We start from the raw sequence: 22,380 nt of genomic DNA on the forward strand, positions 1-22,380 counted from the left end.
TGACGCTCTCACACTCAAAGTTAAAAACTCTCTGCGTATTAAGGTAGGGTTTGAATTGAGCTGTAACGCATTCAGATTTTCAACAATCCGTATCAGGATTTGAGAAATTCCAGCAGGTCGGCGTTAAGCTGTTCCTTGCTCGTGTCGCCCAGACTATGCGATCCGCCGGGATAGATCTTCAAAGTCGAATTCTTGACCAGCTTTGCAGACACAAGGGCAGAAGCACCAATCGGCACGATTTGATCGTCATCACCGTGGATAATCAACGTTGGCACATCGAACTTCTTCAAATCCTCGGTGAAATCTGTTTCCGAAAACGCCTTAATGCAGTCATAGGTGTTCTTATGACCAGCCATCATCCCCTGCATCCACCACGAATAAATCAGCCCTTGGGAGACTTTCGCACCGGGTCGATTGAAGCCAAAGAACGGCCCGCTGGCTACATCCAGAAAGAACTGCGAACGGTCAGCCAACAACGCCGTCCGAAAGCCGTCAAAGACTTCAATGGGTAGCCCACCCGGATTTGCCTCCGTCTTGACCATTAGCGGCGGCACCGCACCCATCAGCACTGCCTTGGACACGCGTTTAGTGCCGTGGCGTCCAATGAAACGCGCCACTTCACCACCGCCGGTAGAGTGTCCGATGGTCACCGCATCCTTAAGATCCAGCGCCTCGAACAGCTCCGCCAGATCGTCGGCGTAGGTATCCATGTCATTGCCGTGCCACGGTTGGCTAGACCTGCCATGACCGCGACGATCGTGGGCGATGCAACGGTAGCCGTGGGAGGCGAGAAAAAACATCTGCGATTCCCAAGCATCCGCGCTCAGCGGCCAGCCGTGGCTGAAGACAATGGGCTGTCCTGTACCCCAGTCTTTGTAGTAAATTTGCGTACCATCTTTAGTCGTGATTGTACTCATGTGGCTCCTATGTAAATTACGAGCATTTCCCAATCTGTTTCTAGTTCGGACTGTAAAGATAATTGCATCCGCGATCGCTAACCATCGAGGGATTGCTACTCGAATGGTTGATACATAAATGATTTCGGCAATCTTATTTTGATGTCTGATTGCTCCCTCAAGTGGTCGATCTAACTTTCAATCGGTTATCTTTATGCTTGAATTTTGGCTAAACTTCGACTGCCGAAGCTATTAATTTAAGATACCAGTTAACTTAGAGCTTACACACTTGGTGACATCAACGGGTAACGATAAAGGCAGCCAGAGCGATCGCTACCAGATCCTCAGCAAGGGCAGCAGGAACTGAACCAATCTTTTCAATGGCGGCTATCCGCACCGCCCGACCCCCATAAGCACCGACTAATGCACCCACAACACCAAAGAGCGCTCCAACAATTGCAAAACTGCTGTTTGCTCCGGTGACTAGCCATCCCACAATGCCACCGCTGAGAATCCGAGCAATCAACGCTGGGGGGCTGGTGCGAGACGGGATTTGCGGCAGCATATCGGCAATCAACTCACCCACCGCCAGTACAGCCAGAACGATCCCTATAATGCCGCCACGTGCCAGAAATAAAGCAGCAGGGGCTGTGAGCGATCGCAGCCCCGCAACTAACCCAAGGAAAAATGCAGAAATCAATGCCATGAGCAGAAATAGCCTTTCTGGTAGATTTGGATACCATCTTTAGTCATAATCGCGAGCAATATTGTGCTCATGAGATTATTCTTCCTTCAATCGGTTTATAATATTCTGAATGGTCATTCGAGGGTTTGATTTTCTTGAAATAGAAAACCCCGAACTATATTTACTTGATGCTTATAAGCCTATAAAAGTCTATCCTAAGATAGGTTAGTTAATTGGTTTTCTTATTAATTTGAAAATTAATAAAAGCAGATTTTAGACAAGCGAGTAATTATCTATCTGAGATCCTGTGGATATTTAGGCTCACTCAACCTGGATGAATTTATCAATAAATCTTCTGTTGTTCATCCGCAAAACACCACAGCCAATCTTCTCCTAATTCTGCTGAACTAATTACGGGATGTCCAGTCTCTTCATAATGACGGCGTGCATGTTGATTTTTGGAAGAGTCGCAGCATAGCATCTGACCGCACGCCTGGCAAATACGCAGATGCACCCAGCGTTCATTGAGGCGAATGCACTCCTGACAATGAAACACGGGATAGTTGGCTTTCGGAATTATGTTTGAGAGACTTAGTTCATTGAGATGTTGACACGACATAGAGTTTTGCTGTGAGTAGATGAGTTGGAAAAGCTTCTTCAATACTAGATACAGACACTGTTATAAGCAGAGATTGAACGACATCAACTATTTAGTTAATCTTAATTTAATCTAAAGATAATATTAATTTTCTATAATTTACTTTAATTTATGTACTTTAATAGTGAATTATTTCAATATAAAAATATTTGAAATGAAACAAAAATTTTTAAATTAAATGTAAATAATTTTAAATGCAGTGAGTAAATTTTAAACCCAGTAAAAATATTTTTAGTAAAAATTTTATATAATAAGAAATTGCTTAAATCAAATAGTATTGATATTACATACTAATTACAATTAAAAATTTGTCATGCTTATGTTATCAAGCTAAATAATAATAAAATGCTATATGTCAATCAATAAAATATGTTTCTTTATTAGCTTGTTTACTCAGAGTCAACAACTATCGTAACCTTATCCTCTTGTGTAGCTTCCTTGTTTGGGAGTCCGAAACTAACCAGCCGAAAACAAAAAATGAGTTCTTTAAACACCTCAACGAATATTCGTACATTTTCCACTACCCCCTTTGCCGATCAGAAGCCCGGCACCTCTGGGCTGCGGAAAGCAGTGAGTGTTTTTCAACAACCTCACTACTTAGAAAACTTCATCCAATCTATTTTCGACACGGTAGAAGGTTTACAGGGACAGACATTAGTTTTGGGCGGTGATGGTCGTTATTATAATCGTCAAGCCATCCAAATTATCTTGAAGATGGCTGCGGCTAACGGTGTGGCTAGAATTAAGGTTGGTCAGGGAGGAATTTTGTCTACTCCTGCTGTATCTTGTATCATTCGCAAGTACAATGCTCTTGGTGGCATTATTCTGTCTGCCAGCCATAACCCTGGTGGAATAAAGGGTGATTTTGGTGTTAAATACAACATCAGTAACGGCGGCCCTGCACCAGAAAAAGTGACAGAGGATATTTATAACCGCAGCAAAGTAATTGATCGATACCAAATCCTAGATGCACCAGATGTAGATCTAGAAACTTTGGGTGAATCTCAAATGGGAGAAATGGTTGTCGAAGTCATTGACTCCGTGCAGGATTATGAAAAGTTAATGGAGTCTTTATTTGATTTCGATCGCATTCGCCAACTCTTAACGTCTGGTAACTTCCGGCTGTGTATCGACTCACTTCATGCCGTGACTGGCCCCTATGCCCATGCCCTGTTTGAACATCGCTTGGGCGCACCTTCAGGAAGCGTGCGTAACAGTATACCTTTGGAAGACTTTGGAGGCGGACATCCAGACCCGAATTTGGTGTATGCTCACGAACTAGTCGATATTCTTTATGGAGAAAATGCCCCGGACTTCGGTGCAGCTTCCGACGGTGATGGCGATCGCAATATGATTTTGGGGCGCAGGTTTTTCGTTACCCCCAGCGATAGTCTGGCAGTTTTAGCTGCCAATGCCAAGCTAGTTCCAGGATATAAGGCTGGTTTGACAGGAGTAGCGCGATCTATGCCTACAAGTCAGGCAGTAGATCGAGTAGCAGCACAACTTGGAATCGACTGCTATGAAACACCTACTGGCTGGAAGTTTTTTGGCAATTTATTAGATGCAGATAAAGCAACTCTGTGCGGTGAAGAAAGCTTTGGCACTGGCTCCAACCATATTCGAGAAAAGGACGGACTGTGGGCAGTGCTGTTCTGGCTGAATATTCTAGCAGTACGCCAACAATCTGTAGAGGAGATTGTCAGCGAACACTGGCAGACTTACGGACGTAACTACTATTCTCGTCACGATTACGAAGAAGTAGATTCAGAGCGAGCCAATACCCTCATGGAGCAACTGCAATCGCAAATACTAAATCTCAAAGGAAAACAGTTTGGTAAGTATGAGGTTGAGTATAGCGATGACTTTAGCTACACTGACCCAGTTGATGGCAGCATTAGTAAAAATCAAGGCATTCGGATTGGATTTACTGATGGCTCCCGCATTGTCTTCCGTCTATCTGGTACGGGTACTCACGGTGCAACTTTGCGAGTTTATCTAGAATCTTATGAACCGGATGCTGCTAAACAAAACCTAGATCCGCAGCAAGCACTAGCTGATTTAATTGCGATCGCTGATAAAATTGCTCAAATTCGCACCTTAACAGGTAGAGAAAAGCCGACTGTCATTACCTGATGAGTATCAAAGTAAGGATCGAATGATATTTTATCTCAAATCTCAGCTTTGACCTTTAGAAATAGACTCTAGTGGTGTGCCACACAAACTTTGAACTTTGGGTGACACACCACTGGCTTTTTAAGTTTTGAACTCCTTGTTCCCGGTTGCCTATTCGCTTTTAACAATGCACATCGAATCAACAGAAATTAATTTGCTCGCTCCATCTAACAAATTACCTCTACATAACAAGAGAATTTTAGTCACAGCGCCGAGAAATTATGCTTATAGGTTGTCCGAACAAATCATCAAAAAAGGCGGTTTGCCTATTTTGATGCCTACTATCGAAACCTGTTATTTATCAAACTATACTCAGTTAGACAACGCTTTGAGCCGTATAAAAGAATTTGATTGGATTATCTTCACAAGCAGGAACGGAATAATTGCATTTTTTCACCGCATGAATGATTTAGATATTCCTATATCTGTGTTAGAAAATTGCCAATTATGTGCATTGGGAAAAGATTCAGAAAGTTTATTTTCGTTTAGTGGCAAAGTGGATTTAATTCCCAAAGAATCTAGCCCAGCGGGAATTGTCGCCGAATTAAAAACAATTGTCCAAATTCATGAAAAAAAAGTGCTGGTACCTGCTCCAGAAGTTGTAGGTTTGCCGGAACCTAATGTGATACCGAATTTAATTACAGACTTAGAGAATTTGGGCATAAAAGTGACTCGCGTACCTGCATATATCACGCAGGGTTTAGATAAAAATATTTACAGTATTGAATTAGACTTGATTCATCAAAGAAAGATAGATGTTATTGCTTTTAGTAGCACGGCAGAAATAGAAAGTTTTTTAAGAATGGTCAACTCTTCAACCGATTACGAAGATTGTGCGATCGCCTGCTTTGGCCCCTACACAACAGCTAATGCTCAAAAGTTGGGAATGACTGTCTCTATCGTGTCTCAGAATTATAGTTCATTTGAGGGATTCGCTGAAGCGATCGCCACATTTTTTGCTTTGTGATTTTCCTATCCATCTTTTGGTAGATGTAAACTAGCCCCACTAACCGATCCTTGAATTTAGAACAGTCAACCATAAATAACTCTAGACTAGCTGCACATAAACCCGTAGTATCGAAAATGGAGTTTATATTAGTTAGGGATTTTGACATGGCAACTTACAAGGTCACATTAAAGACCCCAGATGGCGAACAAGTAATTGACGCTCCTGACGATCAGTACATCCTAGATACCGCAGAAGAAGAAGGAATTGACTTGCCCTACTCCTGTAGAGCTGGTTCTTGCTCTAGCTGTGCCGGAAAACTGATTTCAGGTGAAGTTGACCAATCGGATCAGAACTTCTTAGACGACGAGCAAATTGATGCAGGATGGGTTCTGACATGCTACGCCTATCCCGCTTCTGATTGTGTCATCGAAACCCATCAAGAGGAAGCGCTAAACGCTTAACTTAAGAAATCTGGATTTAATAAAGAGCAATTTAGCGTGCGTTACGGGCATTCTTCCTAACACACCTAAAATCTTAAGTTGTGAGTTACCCTACGCGATAACACAACACCCTTTGGGTGGCGCTCCTCCGTAGCTCTAAGCGTTCGCGGTAGCGTCTCGTAGAGAAGCCATGCCGCAGGCTTTACGCTGAGCTAACACCAGTCGTCTAGAGAAGGAAACCTTCTTGCAGTCCTGGTTCACCAGCTACTACAGATTTGGCAACCAAAGCAACGCACTAGCTCACCTACAAGATTTAAAATTTTGCACTTTCCTAAAAAACCTACATAGGTTCAGCAAATCATACGAAAAAGCGCTCTCTAAGAAGGAGCGCTTTTTATTGCAAATCTGATATACAGCCATACGGTTGAGTTCAGGAACTTCCAAATCAAAAATATTCTTGCATTGAATTTTGGAATTTTTTTAGAGATAATAAAAGCCTTATAACCAACTGCTCGCAACAGATATGTCAATAAGTTGGATTTACCTCATTGCAGCAATTCTTTTTGAAGTTTCAGGTACAACTTGCATGAAATTATCAGAAGGATTTACTAAAATTGTCCCTTCAGTGTTAATATTTGTTTTCTATGGATTTTGTTTTACTTTTTTGACTCTGGCTCTGAAAAAACTTGAAATCAGTATAGCTTATTCTGTTTGGGCTGGTTTGGGAACTATCCTAGTCGCGATGATTGGTATGATTTGGTTTCGTGAATCTGCCACATTAACTAAACTCATTTCCATCGCCTTAATAATCATTGGAGTAATTGGTATAAATTCTAACCGATGAGTAAAAAAGGCTAAGAGTTTGTTGGGAAAATCGTTTTGAATACTGAAATTTTTGCTTTAGGAAAGCATTGGTGTCAACTAACGATTTGCTCAAATAAAAAATACCTCGTCTTTTAGAGGGACGAGGGAAATTAACCAAAACTCATCATTCTGCTTATTGCTGGTGTAGTGAATACATCAGCAATTTCTATTGTTCCCTTAGCATAGCAAACTTAACTGAATGTACCTAAAAGTATAGTAAACCTCGGTAAATATAGCCCACAAGTAATTGACTTTTATACTTTACCAAAGACAATCAAAATGATGCTGCCAAAGTGGCAAGTCTTTTATACACTGAGCCAAAAAGAACATTCAGCAAGCGAAAAATCAGGGCAAAAACTTAAACTTGCGTTGTCGTGCGAGTTGGTAAACTAACTTTTAATCGCTGAAACATTGCTTCCCGTGCTTGGAGAGCAAGATTATCATCTAATGGTTCTAGGGTAATTGCCTGTTGATACTTTAGCCGCAATGCTGTTTGAATTAACCAATCAGCTACGAAGGGATTTTTAGGTAACAAAGGGCCATGAGAATAGGTAGCGATCGCATTTTGATAAAACGCTCCCTCTGTCCCATCTTCACCATTATTACCTAAGCCATACACCACCCGCCCCAAAGCTTCTACTTTTCCGAGTTTGGTACGTCCACCATGATTTTCAAAACCTACCAAATACGGTGTACTACCTGTCATCTCTGCTAAATCCTGCGCCAAACGTGAAGCTGTAACTTCAATAACTAAATTTCCAATACAGCGCTTAGTATTTTCGCCAGGATGTACGGAAACTAAATCGAGTATTCCCAAACCTTCAATACGTTGCCCCAAGCCGGGTTCGTAATAATGTCCCAGCAATTGGGGAGAACCACAAGTAAAAACTCCTGGTGTCCCATTTTCAATTTTATCGCGCATCGCGTCAGCCTTCGCGCCTTGCAAATCGCGCATGACAATTTCTTGCTGACGGTCTTGTGCGCCACCACCGACTATGACATCCACAGATTTAATATCATCTGCTGTGGCATTTTGGTCTAGGGGTAAAACTTTAACACTGCATCTCCGCCACAGAGCGCGACGTTCTATAGTAATCACATTACCGCGATCGCCATAGGTACTCATCAGCGTTGGATACAACCAACCAATTGTTAATTCTAAATTTTCTAAACTCATAATTTTGGGGACTGGGGAGACTTGTACTGAGCGAAGCCGTTGGCGCAGCCTCTCGTAGAGAAGTATAGGGAGATGGGGAGACGCAGGGACACGGCGACGCGGAGAAAAACAAATGACAAATGACAAATGACAAATGACAGATGACAAATGACAAATGACGAATGACAAATGACAAATGACAATTTACAGAATTTTTCGACCAGTGAGAACTTCTCGCACTTCTAACATGGCTGAATAAGTAGGGAGAATGTGCAAAGTTTCATTCTCTGGTGTATGCTCTAGGGCAGTAGCGATCGCCTGTCGCAAATCTTCTTGGACAATTAAATTTAATGTACTTTCAGGAGATTTTTGGCTGTAACGCAGGCGTAGTGCCATATCATAAACGCGATCGCCACTTACTACTAAAGTTCCTCCACGTTCGACTAATTTCTCAGTATCTACATCCCAAATCCAGGATACATCAGTGCCATCGGGGGTGCGATCGTTTAATACTAGCAGTGTAGTTTTATCTGCACTTTGAGTGACTACGCGAATTGTTTCATTCGTGCCTACAGGATTTTTTGATAACAAAATCCGTACTTTTTTACCATTAATTACTAAATCTTCAGCGCGACCAAAAGCGGCTTGGAAGTTGTTAATAGTATCTTTAATTGTTGCTTCATCAACTCCTAACTCTTTAGCTGCTGTTACTGCTGCCAAAGTATTGTATTTGTTATATAAACCAACTAGAATTTGCGGCCATTCACTACTTTCCAGATTTGGTTGACTTTTACTAAAACCACACTTAGGACAAGTAAAATCTCCCAAATGCGACAAGTAAACACCTTTATAATCTAGTGAATGTCCGCATTTTGGACAATATATAGAATCAACAGCGTGAGGAATTGCTTCTAAATAATGTTCTGGTTCATTCAAGCCAAAGAATAACACCTTTTGGGGTAACTGCTGCCCAAGGTGAGATAAAGTTGGGTCGTCAGCATTAGGAATTACTACTGTTTCTGGCGGTAGCGTCGAAATTACCTTTGTCCAACGCTTACTAATTGTGTCTACTTCCCCGTATCTATCGAGTTGGTCGCGGAACAAGTTTAGACAAAGAATAATTTGCGGTTGGAGTGGAGTTAAGACTTTCGGAACAATATTTTCATCAACTTCCAAGATCGCGTAATCAACATTTAGCGTTCCCACTAAATTAGTGCTTTCCAACAAAGCTGTCATCAAGCCGTTTTCCAGATTTGCACCTGTAGAATTATGAGCGATGCGATAACCTTTGTTTTCTAGTATCGTTTTTAGAAGCAGCGATGTTGTGGTTTTGCCATTAGTTCCGGCAATTAAAATCACTCCCTTTTTGACTTGCTGACTCAATAATTGTAAAAGTCGGGGTTCAATGCGACGAGCAATCGAGCCTGGCAATACACTAGCAGCACCGAGACGCAGCGATCGCACTAAAAATGTCACGCTTTTCGCCACTGACACCGCAAAACCCAATCGCACTCTATCTATAAGTTGTATTTTGTTTCCCACATTCGTACCCTAGCCTTCTGGCGGTTGCTAATTGAAACTTTTTTAGTTGCAAATTTAATTTTGTGAGTTTAGCGAATCCTAGCTGAAAATGCCAGTGTCAATATTTAAGAGGCAGAGGGTAGGGGGAGATGGGGAGGTGGGGAGGTGGGGAGATGGGGAGGTGGGGAGGTGGGGAGATGGGGAGGTGGGGAGATGGGGAAGTGTTAAATTTGAGAGTTTAAAGTTTAGAAGTTCAACAAGGAACCTCTGAGGTTCGTCGCTGAATATCTGAGGTTCATCGCTGAATATCTGAGGTTCGTCGCTGAATATCTGAGGTTCATCGCTGAATATCTGAGGTTCGTCGCTGAATATCTGAGGTTCATCGCTGAATATCTGAGGTTCATCGCTGAATATCTGAGGTTCATCGCTGAATATCTGAGGTTCATCGCTGAATATCTGAGGTTCATCGCTGAATATCTGAGCTTTAAACTTCTAGTTGTAACACTCCCTCATACTTCGGCTCCGCTCAGTACAAGTCTCCCCGTCTCCCCACCTCCCCACCTCCCCACCTCCTCATCTCCCCACCTCCCCATCTCCCCATCTCCCCACTCCCTCCCCCCTACCTCTTCAACTTCGCCTTTCACCTGGCACTGAATCGTCATACACTGATTTTGGAATAATCAAAAAGGTTGCCCTTAAAGGAACGATGAGCGAAAGTAAGATACCAGAGATCCTGGAAACTTTCGAGGCAGATATGCTGTCAGAGTGGACTCAAGAGCTAGCTGCTGTCAATATTCGCAGAGGCTTGATTAAAGAAAGTGAGTTAAAGGAGGAGTGTCGGGAATTTCTGAGCTTGTTTCGGATCGCTGTTGGGCAAGGGAACTTGACTAATATTCAGGCAGCGGCGTGGCTGGATATGCGAGAGATGCTGACTAGCATTTCCCGATCGCGATCGCAAAAAGGCTTCACACCTTCAGAAACAGCGACATTTATTTTTTCCTTCAAGCAACCACTCTTCAACCGATTGCGTCAGCAATTGCACGACGCCACTGAGTTGGGTAAAGAAATCTGGCTAGCTACACAGTTACTAGATCGACTGGGATTGCTGATCGTGGAAGTGTATCAGAAGTCGCGGGAAGAGGTGATTTTCCGACAGCAGGAAGAGTTGCTGGAGCTTTCTATCCCAGTGGTTAAACTCTGGGAGGGAATTTTGGCATTGCCAATTATCGGCACTTTGGATAGTGCCCGCACTCAAATAGTAATGGAGTCATTATTGGAGAAGATTGTTGAAACAGGGTCAGAAATTGCCATTATTGATATTACCGGAGTTCCCACCGTCGATACCCTCACCGCTCAACATCTGCTTAAGACTGTTACCGCTGCCCGTCTCATGGGAGCCGATTGTATAATTAGTGGCATTCGTCCGCAAATTGCCCAAACCATCGTCTATCTCGGCATTGATTTGACTAATATCACAACAAAGGCGACGCTAGCCGATGCCTTTTTGACGGCGTTAAAACGTATGGGAGCGGCTATTCGCTCTCGACCCCAATAGGTGGATAGGAGAAACCAATGGAACGTATTCCCATACTCCAAATTGGCGATCTCCTGCTTGTGACCATCCAAGTGGATATGCACGATCGCTTGGCGATGACGCTACAGGACGACTTGACCAACCGCATTACTCAAACTCGCGCTCATGGGGTGCTGATCGATATTTCTGCATTAGAGATCGTTGATTCTTTTCTGGGGAGGATTTTAGCCAACATTGCCAAAATGTCACGGGTACTGGATGCACAAACGGTTGTCGTGGGAATGCAGCCTGCTGTGGCAATCACCTTAGTGGAATTGGGGCTATCGCTGACGGGGATTCGCACTGCCTTAAACGTAGAAAAGGGTATGGCACTGTTGCGATCGTCACTCGATGAAACCACAAATCATATCACTGCGACTAAATGGCGTGCAGATGACGATGGAGAAGACTGAAACCCTCGAAATTCAATCTTCTGGTGATGTAGTCTTAGTTCGGCAGGCAGTACGCCAGTTGGCTGTGGAAATTGGCTTTGGCTTAGTAGATCAAACTAAAATTGTCACCGCCGCCAGCGAGTTAGCCCGCAATACCCTAGACTATGGGGGAGGCGGTACAGCCAAGCTAGAAACCCTTGAGGAAGGAAGACGACGAGGAATTAAACTGACCTTTGAAGATCGCGGGCCGGGAATTCCCGATATTGAGTTGGCACTGAAAGATGGGTTCACCACTGGCAGCGGCTTGGGTATGGGGCTGAGCGGTGCCAAACGGCTTGCCAACGAATTTGAGATTCAGTCTGCGGTGGGAGAAGGAACGCGGGTAATAATTATACGATGGAAATAAAATGAGCGAATCTGTGGCCATCACAATTACTGAATCCAGCCAGACCGGGGAAGCTCGAAGGTTAGCTATGGCTTTGGTAACTCGGCTCGGCTTTCAGGAAACCCAACGCGGCAAAGTTGGCATTGTGGTGACAGAGATTGCTAACAATTTGGTGCAGCACGCTCGCGGTGGAGTCATACTGCTGCGATCGCTCAAGCAGGATTTAGCCGTCGGCATTGAGATTTTATCGCTGGATAAAGGGCCGGGGATGGTCGATGTAGATGAGTGTTTGCAAGATGGCTTTTCCACAGGCGGAACATCAGGCAACGGATTGGGCGCAATTCTTCGCCTCTCTAATTTATTGGAAATTTACTCGATTCCCAAGCAAGGGACAGCACTCCTGGCTCACGTTTGGTCGGACTCGGCACCCCATCCGCCTCAAAAGACCTTAGAAATTGGGGCGATCTGTTTGCCCAAACGAGGGGAGCATATTTCCGGAGATGCTTGGGCATGTGAAGTCAGCGCTCTCCGTAGTTCGTTGCTAGTTGTCGATGGCTTGGGGCATGGGCCTCTGGCTGCCAGTGCTGCTTCCCAAGCCGTGAGAATCTTTCAAGAGCATCATCATCTTTTTCCTGGAGCGATTATCGAAGCTGCCCACGCCGCCTTGCGAAGTACGCGAGGAGCAGTACTGGCCATTGCCGAAATCGACTTTGAACAACAATCTGTCCGCTTTGCCGGAATTGGCAATATTTCTGCCAGCATTTTCTCGTATACTCAACAGCACAATCTCCTATCTCATAACGGCACGGTGGGGCATGAACTCCGCAAAATTCAAGAGTTCACCTATCCTTGGTATACTAACGGACTTTTAATTATGCATTCTGACGGATTAGACACTAAGTGGCGGCTCGATCGCTATCCCGGTTTGACTCAAAAACATCCCAGCTTGATTGCAGGCCTGTTATACCGAGACTTTAACCGAGAACGGGACGATGTAACGGTGTTAGTGGCTAAAGGAATGGGGAAATAGGCAGGGGGCAGGGGAGGCAGGGGGGCAGGGGGAAAGTGTGTTTTGATAGGGGTTTAAAGTTTTGTAGTTTACATTTAATTATGTCTGCCTACTTAGTAATTCGTAATTGAAGGAACAAGCCCTAAAGGAAGTGCAATTTTGAATTGGAGCAAAGTGACTTGACAATCCTTTTCAGGCTCGAAATCCACTACCAACAGGATGTTGTGCAAGCTCGGCAACGAACTAGGGAAATTGCCGAACAGTTGGGCTTTGATGCTCAAGATCGGGCGCGATTGGCAACGGCAATTTCCGAAATTGCCCGCAACGCGTTTCAGTATGCCAAAGGCGGAACGGTGGAATTTTGTGTTGAAGGAGAGCCGCAAGCGTTTTTGATTCGGGTTGAGGATCGAGGTGAGGGTATTCCTCATCTGGCAGACGTTTTGGCAGGACGCTATACCTCTAGTACCGGAATGGGGTTGGGCATCGTTGGCACCCGCAGACTGATGGATTTTTTTGAGATTGAATCGCTACCGGGACAAGGAACAACGGTGGTGATGAGTAAAAGATTATCGAAGCGATCGCCGACTTTCACTGATTCGGAATTACACCAGATTCGAGAAACCGTAATCGAGCGATCGCCCCAGAATCCCTATGAAGAAATCCAGCAACAAAACCAGGAATTACTCCAGGCAATGGCAGAGCTGCGGAAGCGGGAGGAAGAACTAATTCGTCTCAATCGGGAACTAGAAGACACCAATCGCGGTGTAGTTGCCCTCTACGCAGAACTGGATGAAAAGGCAGACTCGCTACAAAAGGCAAACGAGCTAAAAACCCGTTTTCTCTCGAACATGAGCCATGAATTCCGCACGCCCCTCAACTCCATTTTGTCCCTGTCTCGGATGCTGCTGGCACGGATGGATGGCGATTTGACCGCCGAGCAAGAAAAGCAGGTAACATTTATCCAAAAGGCAGCGAGCGGATTATCAGAATTGGTCAACGACTTGCTGGATTTAGCAAAGGTGGAAGCTGGAAAAATTGAAGTGCGCCCCAGTTCTTTTGAAGTCAGTGACTTATTTGCCACGTTGCGGGGAATGCTGCGCCCATTATTAGTTCAAGACTCCTCTGTGGCGCTGATTATCGAGGAACCCAACGCCATACCCCCCCTTTATACCGATGAGAGCAAAGTCGCCCAAATTCTCAGAAACTTTATCTCCAATGCCCTCAAATTTACTCAACAAGGAGAAGTGCGCGTAACCGCTATGCAAACAGGTCATACCGTGACCTTCTCCGTATCCGATACGGGCATTGGCATTGCTCCAGGCGATCGCGAGCGGATTTTTGAGGATTTTGTGCAAATTGAATCCCCTCTGCAAAAGCAAGTCAAGGGAACCGGCTTAGGATTGCCGTTATCGCGCAAGCTAACAGAGCTACTCGGCGGCAGCATTTCCATGAAAAGCGAAGTTGGTCAAGGCTCCACCTTTACAGCATCGATTCCCATCGTCTACCCATATACAACTGAATTTCCCACCCAAAAGCAACCCGCCTCACTTGAGCCAAATCGCTTGCCCATTCTGGCGGTTGAAGATCATCCGGAAACGCTATTTATTTACGAAAAACACCTCCAAGAGTCAACCTATCAACTGATTCCGACTCGTACCTTAGCTCAGGCAAGGCTTGTATTACAGCAAGTTCAACCAACGGCGATTATGTTAGATATTATGCTAGAAGGGCAAAACGGCTGGACGTTCTTGCGAGAACTCAAAGCAGACGAAACGACTCGTACCATCCCTGTACTCGTTATTACTATCATTGATAACGAGAAACAAGCACTGGCGCTAGGAGCCGACGGCTTTCTAATTAAGCCTGTAGACAGATTGCCGCTGTTGAATAAACTCAATACGCTGATTAATAAGAATAGCCCCCAAAAAATTTTATTAATTGATGATGACCCTGCCTATCGATATCTAGTGAAACAACTGTTGATAAACACAACATTGAGTATTTTAGAAGCCCCGAATGGAGAAGAAGGATTAAATTTGGCACAATACGAGCATCCAAGTGCGATCGTACTTGACTTGGAGATGCCAGAGATCGGTGGTTTTGATGTACTCGAACAGCTTAAAAACAATTCCGTCACTCAGTCGATTCCTGTAATTATCCATTCATCTGCTCAACTGGATATAGAAGTGCAAAGGCGGTTAGCAAAACAAAGTATCGCCATTCTTTCCAAAGAAACAGGCTCTCAAACGGCAGCGAGCGCCCAACTTCAAGATGCCCTCGTGAAAGCCGGAATTGTTCTGGATGCTTGGGGAGAAAGCAATGTCTGAGCTACACGTAACGATCCTGCATGTTGACGATAACCCAGCCAATCGTTACATTGTCACCCGAATTTTGCAAAATGCCGGGTTTACCGTGGTGGAAGCAGCAACTGGAGCGGCTGGATTAAAAGCAGTTGTTGAGTATCAGCCTGCTTTGGTAATTCTAGATGTCAAATTGCCCGATTTGAGCGGCTTTGAAGTCTGTCGCCAAATTAAGGCAAACCCCGAAACGACTTTTATCCCGGTACTACACCTGAGTGCAAGTTTTATCCAAAGTCAGGACAAAGTAGAAGGCTTAGATAGCGGTGCCGATGCCTATTTAGCCCAACCAGTTGAACCCATTGAACTGGTTGCTACGGTGCGATCGCTATTGCGAATTCGACGGGCAGAAGAATCTGCTTTTTCCTCGGCGCGGGAGTGGCAAAGCACCTTTGACTCCATCAACGACGGCGTATGTCTGGTAGACCAACAAGGTAGAATTTTGCGCTGTAATCGCGCGATGATAGAGATGGTTGGCAAGCATCCCGGCGAAATTTTGGGTCGTCTCTACCATGAGTTGATAAACTCACAATGGGGAATCGGTGACGGCATTTGCTTTCGCCGTGCTAAAGAAACTCACCAACGGCAAGTTCTAGAATTTCAGTCTCAAGGACGGTGGTTTGCCAAAACCATCGACCCGGCATTCGATCGGCAGGGGACTCTCACAGGTGCCGTTTTCATCCTGTCAGATATTACCGAGCGCAAACAAGCAGAAGCTTTACTGCAAGAGCAGAACCATCGCCTCAACGAACTGATGGTTTCTTTGCAGCAACAGACCGAACAAGCACAGCAAGCCAACCGAATTAAAGATGAGTTTCTCGCAGTCTTGTCTCATGAATTGCGATCGCCCCTGAATCCGATTCTGGGTTGGGCAAAAATTCTGCAAACAACCCAGCCTGACACAGCCAAAAGTCAGTACGCACTCGAAACCATCGAACGCAATGCCAAATTGCAAGCACAACTAATTGAAGATCTGCTGGATGTGTCGCGGATTCTCCAAGGCAAGTTAAGTTTGAAGACAATACCAGTCAATCTAACTTTTACCATCAAAGCTGCCCTTGAAACCGTGCGCCTCGCAGCTGAAGCTAAATCCATTCAGATTGAAACAATATTTGAGCCGAACATTGGTCAAGTACTTGGCGATTCCGCTCGTTTGCAACAGGTTGTTTGGAATTTACTTGCCAACGCGATTAAATTTACCCCACAAGGTGGTCGAGTAAAGGTGCAATTGTCCGAGATAGTAGGGGAAGCAGGGGAAGCAGGGGGAGCAGGGGGAGCAGAGGGAGAAATAACTCAAATCCTCAATCACCAATTGCCAGTTCCTAGCTATGCTCAAGTGACTGTAAGCGACACTGGTAGAGGTATCACTAGTGACTTTCTGCCCTATGTTTTTGACTACTTCCGTCAAGCTGATGGGACAACCACCCGAAAATTTGGCGGGTTGGGGTTGGGGTTAGCAATCGTGCGCCATTTGGTTGAACTGCACGGAGGAACCGTTGAAGCAGCGAGTCCTGGAGAAGGACAAGGATCGACGTTTACAATCAAGCTTCCACTCATCGCTGCGGCAAAACTAAATCAAGATGATGCTGCGTCTGATAATCGCTCAGACTTCAATCTCAATGGTTTGCAAGCACTACTTGTAGACGATGACAGAGATTCACGGGAGCTGATCGCCTTCCTACTAGAACAGCACGGAGCGCGAGTGACTCAAGCAAACTCAGCTAGCGAAGCTCTAAGCAGTTTGGGGCAAGCAAAATTTGATTTGCTAATCAGTGATATTGGTATGCCTGATATCGATGGCTACACATTAATTCGGCAAATTAGAAAGCAGTCCCCCGATCGCGGTGGAGAAATTCCGGCCATCGCCCTCACTGCTTATGCTGGAGAAGGCGATCGACAACAAGCACTAGCCGCCGGATTTCAACAACATATTTCTAAACCAATTCAACCAGAAATACTCATACAGGCTATTTTGAGTATATTAGCCATTGAGCCAAGATATGTGTAATTAGACTGCTTCTGCTGTATTTAGAATATTGCCTTCGATTCATCAAGGAATCATGAATCCTGCCATCTGTGGCGATCGTACCCTTACGGTGAAGCAAGCGACGCGTAGCGTTTCACAAAATTATACCAATTTCAAAAAACAATAGGACAGATACACACGCTCAAATCCTTGTGATATCTAGTTTTCTTAATTTTGAATTGGTATTAAGCCGATCTGCATTCAAGTTGCTCCCTTTGAATTGTTGGTAATACCGTTTCACGGTATTACCTCTCCACTTCCGAGAGATAATCTCACTAAGCGTTATCTTAAAAAATAGTGCGCGGGCGTAATTATATATCCAGCCCAGTTTGCCGATTTCAGCACAACTCACGACAAGTAGTAGCTTGCAAGGTTTCTTTTGATGAATAGCACAAAGTTTCTTTTTTTACATAAAAAACTTACTGGCTGGCGAAGGTTGCTGTCCAAATGCATGTTGTTGGTTGTTTGTCTGTTCATTATAAGTATGCAACCTGCGTATGCTGGTCTCAATGATGATAGATATGATGGCAACATGTTTGTGGTCTATGCGGGTAACGGTTCATTAGTTCCCTCCAAACAGACACTGGCTCAGGCTTTAGCAGAACATAAACCCGTATTTTTGGCCTTTTATCTCGATGACAGCAGCGATTCCAAAAGATATGCCATCTCCATTTCACGAGTACAGGAATTATATGGTCGGGTAGTAGAGATTATCCCTATTAGTGTAGATAGCATCCCGGCCAAACAAACCTACGATTCCACAGAACCAGGATATTACTATTCTGGCAGGGTTCCTCAGGTTTTAGTGTTTAATCGATCGGGTCAAGTAGTTCTGAATAAAACCGGTCAAGTAGCTTTTGAAGATATAGACGATGAATTTCGCAAAATATTCGATTTATCACCACGCACGGAAACAGCACAGCTAAAGCGACGGGCTTTCAATGAGTTCAGTAGTGAGTTAGCTAAGTAACTTATCGGGTAGACCAATTGGTCTGCCCTAATTTTTAGTGCTGTCTGTTACTGCATTGTTTTCTATGCCAAAGCATAATCAGTAGAAGACAGGAGGCAGGAGAGATGATGCAGAAGGTTCTAAACTCAATTTTTTAGCTATTCTCTTTTTCATTTGTGATTTGTCTGCATAGTTAATGAGGGCTATTTATTGAAATATTCTGTATAACACGTTAGAAAGTTAATTCATAGTCTATAGTTCATAACTAATGGCAAATGCCTAATGCCCTGTTTGCCCGATGCCCAATAACCAATGACTAACTAAAGTGTATTCTGATGTCAAAGGTTTACACCACTCAACAACTAATCCAAATTTTGGCAGATGAACGCCAAGCTTGCCTCAAAGGGAAACGCTTGAAATTAGAGGTAAAAGTTTCTGGTAATCCTGTAATTGACCAGTTTATCAGAACTGAGGGGTTGCAAAAATTCACAGCCTATCAAGATTTCAAAGCGGCAATTCACGATTACCAAAGAGAAAATAAAGTGTCAGGTATTATCTGGCGGGAAATGACAGTCAAAGGTAAATACTTGCATTATCCCGAAGTAGATACCGAATTAATAGCGCTTACCAGTGATTTAGAGATTTTAAAAGCCGCTAAAAATTCGATTTTGGAATTTTGGTATGAAGTCACTACGGGGATGGACTTGTATTTAAGTTTCAACAATAGTAAACAACACCAACAAATTACTATACCTGATGTTGAAAGAATTGCTCAAATAACAGAATGGGCAAGTTTATGGAAGTGGGAAAATTCTAACTTTTTGGAAATAATTTTGCAGCTTGGATGGGGTAAACCAGAAGAGGCTTATTATAAACGAGGAAGACCGCGATCGGGTAGTGAATATATTCATGCAGTCAATCCTGGCAATCGTCCCATTGGTTGACATATGTAGTAGTCATAGTAGATTTCACATTAGTCAAGTACAAGGTAGGGGCGCAAAGTTTTGCGCCCCTACAAATTTATGTACCAATACAGTTCAGATAAGATCCCCCCGCCTGCGGCGACCCCCTTAAAAAAGGGGTAAAAGAGCGTTATGAGCAAGCCTTTTTAAGCAGGGTTGGGGGGATCTAAAGGAATTAAAACGTTAACTGAACCGCATTGATTTATGTACCTCATTTGCTTAGGAACCGCTATATTTCGGTTTACCGAACATAAAAATGAGAGCAAGCCGTAATTTATCTTTGTCAATAACGTGGTGCGGTAATCATCAATTTAGTGGTGATAATAACCGAATGTACAGCAGTTTTAACCATGCGTAATATTGAAATTAAGCACAAAGCCAAGTGCAAAACTTATTAAACAAATAACTAATTAATTGCGAGGAAGAGTTATGGCATTAGTTCGTTGGAACCCTTGGAGAGAAATCGACACTCTACAACGTCAAATTAATAATTTATTTGAAGACACCAGAGTACCTTCTGGATTGCTTGATAGAGATTTTATCAAAGTTCCGGCTGCTGAACTTCAAGAAACTGATGATGCTATTTATCTGAAGCTAGAACTGCCAGGAATCGAAGCCAAAGATTTAGATATTCAAGTCACTGAAGATGCCGTTCACATCAGCGGCGAACGCAAGTCTGAAACTAAGACCGAAGAAAAGGGTACTACCAAGACCGAATTTTACTACGGTAAATTCCAACGTGTAATTCCTTTATCTGCTCGGATTCAAAACACCGATGTCACCGCAGATTATAAAGATGGCATCTTGCACCTGACACTACCTAAAACTGAGCAAGAAAAGAACAAAGTTGTCAAGGTCAATCTCTAATCACCTTTGGTTAATCGATCGCGATCGCACTAGTTTACCTCTTTTGAGAGATTGAGATAGCTAAAAGCCCAGTTTCCACAGGCACTGGGCTTTTTCATCACAATTTTTTGTATATATGGGCGAGTGTGCGATCGCCTTTTCTCGACTTTAAATAAGTAAAACTTATAGTTAATATAAGTTTTACTATCTTAACAAAACTTGATTAAATTACGTAAAGCAATGTAAATTACATTCACAGGCGAAAACAAATCGCCTAATTCATCCGGTAAAAAAACAACCGCATTTATAAAACAATGACAGCAACCATTCAACGTCGCGAAAGCGCCAACGTATGGGAGCGGTTTGCAAACTGGATCACCAGCACCAACAACCGCCTCTACATCGGCTGGTTCGGCGTCCTAATGATCCCCACCCTGCTAGCCGCCACCGCCTGCTTCGTAATCGCCTTCATCGCAGCACCACCAGTAGACATCGATGGTATCCGCGAACCAGTAGCAGGTTCATTACTCTACGGAAACAACATCATCTCCGGTGCAGTAGTACCTTCTTCTAACGCAATTGGTTTGCACTTCTACCCAATTTGGGAAGCAGCATCTCTTGATGAATGGCTCTACAACGGCGGCCCTTACCAGTTGGTAATCTTCCACTTCCTAATCGGCGTATTCTGCTACTTAGGTCGTGAGTGGGAATTGTCCTACCGCTTGGGAATGCGTCCTTGGATCTGCCTAGCGTTCTCTGCGCCAGTAGCAGCAGCAACCGCAGTATTCTTGATCTACCCCATCGGACAAGGTTCCTTCTCTGACGGTATGCCCTTGGGAATCTCCGGAACCTTCAACTTCATGATCGTGTTCCAAGCAGAGCACAACATCCTGATGCACCCCTTCCACATGTTAGGTGTGGCTGGTGTATTCGGCGGAAGCTTATTCTCCGCAATGCACGGTTCCTTGGTAACTTCTTCCTTGGTTCGTGAAACAACCGAAAGCGAATCTCAAAACTACGGTTACAAGTTCGGTCAAGAAGAAGAAACCTACAACATCGTTGCTGCTCACGGTTACTTCGGTCGCTTGATCTTCCAATACGCTTCCTTCAACAACAGCCGTTCCTTGCACTTCTTCCTAGCTGCATGGCCTGTAATCGGCATCTGGTTCACCGCCTTGGGTGTAAGCACAATGGCGTTCAACCTTAACGGTTTCAACTTCAACCAATCCATCATCGACTCTCAAGGTCGCGTAATCAACACCTGGGCTGACATCATCAACCGCGCTAACTTGGGTATGGAAGTAATGCACGAGCGTAACGCTCACAACTTCCCCTTAGACTTGGCTGCAAGTGATGTTGCTCCTGTTGCTCTAACCGCTCCTGCTATCAACGGTTAATTGCTAACCAAGTCAACTAAAAATTAAATAGAATGAAAAGCGCCCTCCAAAAAGGAGGGCGCTTTTTAGTGTCAATGATTAGGGGTGGTAGGCAGCAATTATTAACCCTCACACTGCAAGTATGCGCGGCTAAAATCAGGTGTAATATCGTGTTCGGTGAAAGACTTATCATTAAGACCGCAGGGGGCAGGGGGAAAGAGGGTTTTCCGATTTCTGCATAGATTACGCGAATTATAACTAATCAACCGAACTTCATATAACTATTAAAAACCCTAAAAGCCATATGCAAGAAGCTTTTCCAGACTCTCTTGCTCAAAATTACACATATATCGACTCAACCCTAATGAGTAGCGATGTCTGCGACAAGCCGCTAAGGTGTCCACGCACCAGTTATCTGGCTGTCTCCCAAAGTCTATACATATTTTTGTAAAAATATATACTCATTAACTAGACCTTCTAAGTAGTTAAATTGATAAAAGTATGCAGGTGTAACTGTTGTACTTGTGTATCCACCACGAGGTAAACAGCGGATGACAAGGTTGCAAGCTATTGCCAAAGACGCTATCAGTGAGGAAGATAGTAGGGCAATTGTTGGTGTTAGTCGTAGTAATTTAGACCAAAAAATTGCGATCGTGCCTTGCATGACTCTCTCTGAGAGCATCGCCAACCGAGAATCATTAACTCGCTGCTCAAATGGAGAAGTCGGGGAAATTTGGGTTGCAGGGCCGAGTGTTGCTGGCGGTTATTGGAATAAGCCCCAAGAGACTCAACAGACTTTTAATGCCCGACTGCAAGACACAAAAGAAGGGCAATTTTTACGCACTGGAGATTTAGGATTTTTGCTTGATGGCGAACTATTCATTACAGGTCGCCTCAAAGACGTGATGATTATTCGCGGGCAAAATCATTATCCCCAGGATATTGAATTCACAGTCGAAAATAGCCATCTAGCATGTTCTGGAGTCACTAACGAACAAGTTTTAGTGACTCCGGTATGTTCTGGAGTTAATACACGGAAGGGGAAGACAGGAGAAAAAAGGGCAAGGGAGAATGGAAAGAAAAACTTTTTCCCTTTAGCTGTTACCCGATTTCAAGTTAAAAGGCATATCAAGCAGAAAGTCTGATGTTTGGCAAAAACATTTC

Annotated in this window: 19 protein-coding genes and 1 pseudogene; 15 read left to right on the plus strand and 5 right to left on the minus strand. The window is 44.0% G+C overall.

What is annotated here, in order from left to right:
- Positions 1-92: 92 nt before the first annotated feature.
- From NSTC745_RS25265 to NSTC745_RS25275, 3 genes are all read right to left on the minus strand, one after another.
- Entirely contained in the window at positions 93-917 is an 825-nt protein-coding gene (locus NSTC745_RS25265; RefSeq protein ID WP_445633424.1) for an alpha/beta fold hydrolase, read from the minus strand.
- Positions 918-1,194: 277 nt separating this feature from the next.
- Positions 1,195-1,602, minus strand: coding sequence for a hypothetical protein (locus NSTC745_RS25270; RefSeq protein ID WP_445633425.1), 408 nt, complete (start codon positions 1,600-1,602; stop codon positions 1,195-1,197).
- Between the two features lie 322 nt (positions 1,603-1,924).
- Positions 1,925-2,200, minus strand: coding sequence for a UBP-type zinc finger domain-containing protein (locus NSTC745_RS25275; protein WP_445633426.1), 276 nt, complete (start codon positions 2,198-2,200; stop codon positions 1,925-1,927).
- A gap of 516 nt (positions 2,201-2,716) precedes the next feature.
- Here NSTC745_RS25275 and NSTC745_RS25280 point away from each other — a divergent pair.
- The 4 genes from NSTC745_RS25280 to NSTC745_RS25295 all read left to right on the plus strand — a co-directional run bounded on the left by NSTC745_RS25280 (position 2,717) and on the right by NSTC745_RS25295 (position 6,644).
- Positions 2,717-4,372 (plus strand): alpha-D-glucose phosphate-specific phosphoglucomutase, encoded by a 1,656-nt coding sequence (locus tag NSTC745_RS25280; RefSeq protein WP_445633427.1) that lies wholly within the window; start codon positions 2,717-2,719, stop codon positions 4,370-4,372.
- A 166-nt stretch (positions 4,373-4,538) separates the two neighbouring features.
- Positions 4,539-5,378, plus strand: a complete 840-nt coding sequence (locus NSTC745_RS25285) for a uroporphyrinogen-III synthase (protein ID WP_445633428.1) — start codon at positions 4,539-4,541, stop codon at positions 5,376-5,378.
- Positions 5,379-5,524: 146 nt separating this feature from the next.
- Positions 5,525-5,821 (plus strand): 2Fe-2S iron-sulfur cluster-binding protein, encoded by a 297-nt coding sequence (locus NSTC745_RS25290; protein ID WP_445633429.1) that lies wholly within the window; start codon positions 5,525-5,527, stop codon positions 5,819-5,821.
- 502 nt (positions 5,822-6,323) lie between these two features.
- Positions 6,324-6,644 (plus strand): DMT family transporter, encoded by a 321-nt coding sequence (locus NSTC745_RS25295; protein ID WP_445633430.1) that lies wholly within the window; start codon positions 6,324-6,326, stop codon positions 6,642-6,644.
- A 378-nt stretch (positions 6,645-7,022) separates the two neighbouring features.
- Here the strand turns inward: NSTC745_RS25295 and NSTC745_RS25300 are convergent, their stop codons facing one another.
- Together NSTC745_RS25300 and NSTC745_RS25305 are read right to left on the minus strand one after the other, a co-directional pair.
- Entirely contained in the window at positions 7,023-7,841 is an 819-nt protein-coding gene (locus tag NSTC745_RS25300; protein ID WP_445633431.1) for a type 1 glutamine amidotransferase, read from the minus strand.
- A 183-nt stretch (positions 7,842-8,024) separates the two neighbouring features.
- The gene (locus NSTC745_RS25305; protein ID WP_445633432.1) at positions 8,025-9,362 is read right to left on the minus strand and encodes a MurT ligase domain-containing protein; all 1,338 of its coding nucleotides are present in this window, start codon (positions 9,360-9,362) and stop codon (positions 8,025-8,027) included.
- Positions 9,363-10,047: 685 nt separating this feature from the next.
- On the opposite strand from NSTC745_RS25305, the gene NSTC745_RS25310 reads away from it, so the two are divergent.
- The 11 genes and pseudogenes from NSTC745_RS25310 to NSTC745_RS25360 all read left to right on the plus strand — a co-directional run.
- On the plus strand, positions 10,048-10,896 hold the full coding sequence (locus tag NSTC745_RS25310) for an STAS domain-containing protein (RefSeq protein WP_445633433.1): 849 nt from the start codon (positions 10,048-10,050) through the stop codon (positions 10,894-10,896).
- A gap of 17 nt (positions 10,897-10,913) precedes the next feature.
- The gene (locus NSTC745_RS25315; protein WP_445633434.1) at positions 10,914-11,327 is read left to right on the plus strand and encodes an STAS domain-containing protein; all 414 of its coding nucleotides are present in this window, start codon (positions 10,914-10,916) and stop codon (positions 11,325-11,327) included.
- Positions 11,266-11,712, plus strand: coding sequence for an anti-sigma regulatory factor (locus NSTC745_RS25320; protein WP_445633435.1), 447 nt, complete (start codon positions 11,266-11,268; stop codon positions 11,710-11,712). The genes NSTC745_RS25315 and NSTC745_RS25320 overlap by 62 nt, the downstream gene beginning before the upstream one ends.
- A 1-nt stretch (position 11,713) precedes the next feature.
- Positions 11,714-12,721 carry a SpoIIE family protein phosphatase gene (locus NSTC745_RS25325; protein ID WP_445633436.1) on the plus strand — a complete coding sequence of 336 codons (1,008 nt, stop codon included), beginning with the start codon at positions 11,714-11,716 and terminating at the stop codon, positions 12,719-12,721.
- A 158-nt stretch (positions 12,722-12,879) separates the two neighbouring features.
- On the plus strand, positions 12,880-15,027 hold the full coding sequence (locus tag NSTC745_RS25330; RefSeq protein ID WP_445633437.1) for an ATP-binding protein: 2,148 nt from the start codon (positions 12,880-12,882) through the stop codon (positions 15,025-15,027).
- Positions 15,020-17,065, plus strand: coding sequence for a response regulator (locus NSTC745_RS25335; RefSeq protein ID WP_445633438.1), 2,046 nt, complete (start codon positions 15,020-15,022; stop codon positions 17,063-17,065). Before NSTC745_RS25330 ends, NSTC745_RS25335 begins: the two co-directional genes overlap by 8 nt.
- Before the next feature lie 400 nt (positions 17,066-17,465).
- Positions 17,466-18,053 (plus strand): thylakoid membrane photosystem I accumulation factor, encoded by a 588-nt coding sequence (locus NSTC745_RS25340; protein ID WP_445633439.1) that lies wholly within the window; start codon positions 17,466-17,468, stop codon positions 18,051-18,053.
- Positions 18,054-18,367: 314 nt separating this feature from the next.
- Positions 18,368-18,976, plus strand: a complete 609-nt coding sequence (locus NSTC745_RS25345; RefSeq protein WP_445633440.1) for a hypothetical protein — start codon at positions 18,368-18,370, stop codon at positions 18,974-18,976.
- A gap of 447 nt (positions 18,977-19,423) precedes the next feature.
- A complete protein-coding gene (locus NSTC745_RS25350; protein WP_445633441.1) occupies positions 19,424-19,861 on the plus strand; it encodes an Hsp20/alpha crystallin family protein in 438 nt (145 codons plus the stop codon).
- Positions 19,862-20,154: 293 nt separating this feature from the next.
- Positions 20,155-21,237, plus strand: a complete 1,083-nt coding sequence (psbA, locus tag NSTC745_RS25355; RefSeq protein ID WP_096535943.1) for a photosystem II q(b) protein — start codon at positions 20,155-20,157, stop codon at positions 21,235-21,237.
- 566 nt (positions 21,238-21,803) lie between these two features.
- Positions 21,804-22,190, plus strand: a pseudogene (locus NSTC745_RS25360) (AMP-binding protein); the annotation flags it as partial.
- Positions 22,191-22,380 lie beyond the last annotated feature (190 nt).

Source organism: Nostoc sp. DSM 114161 (genome assembly GCF_052692665.1).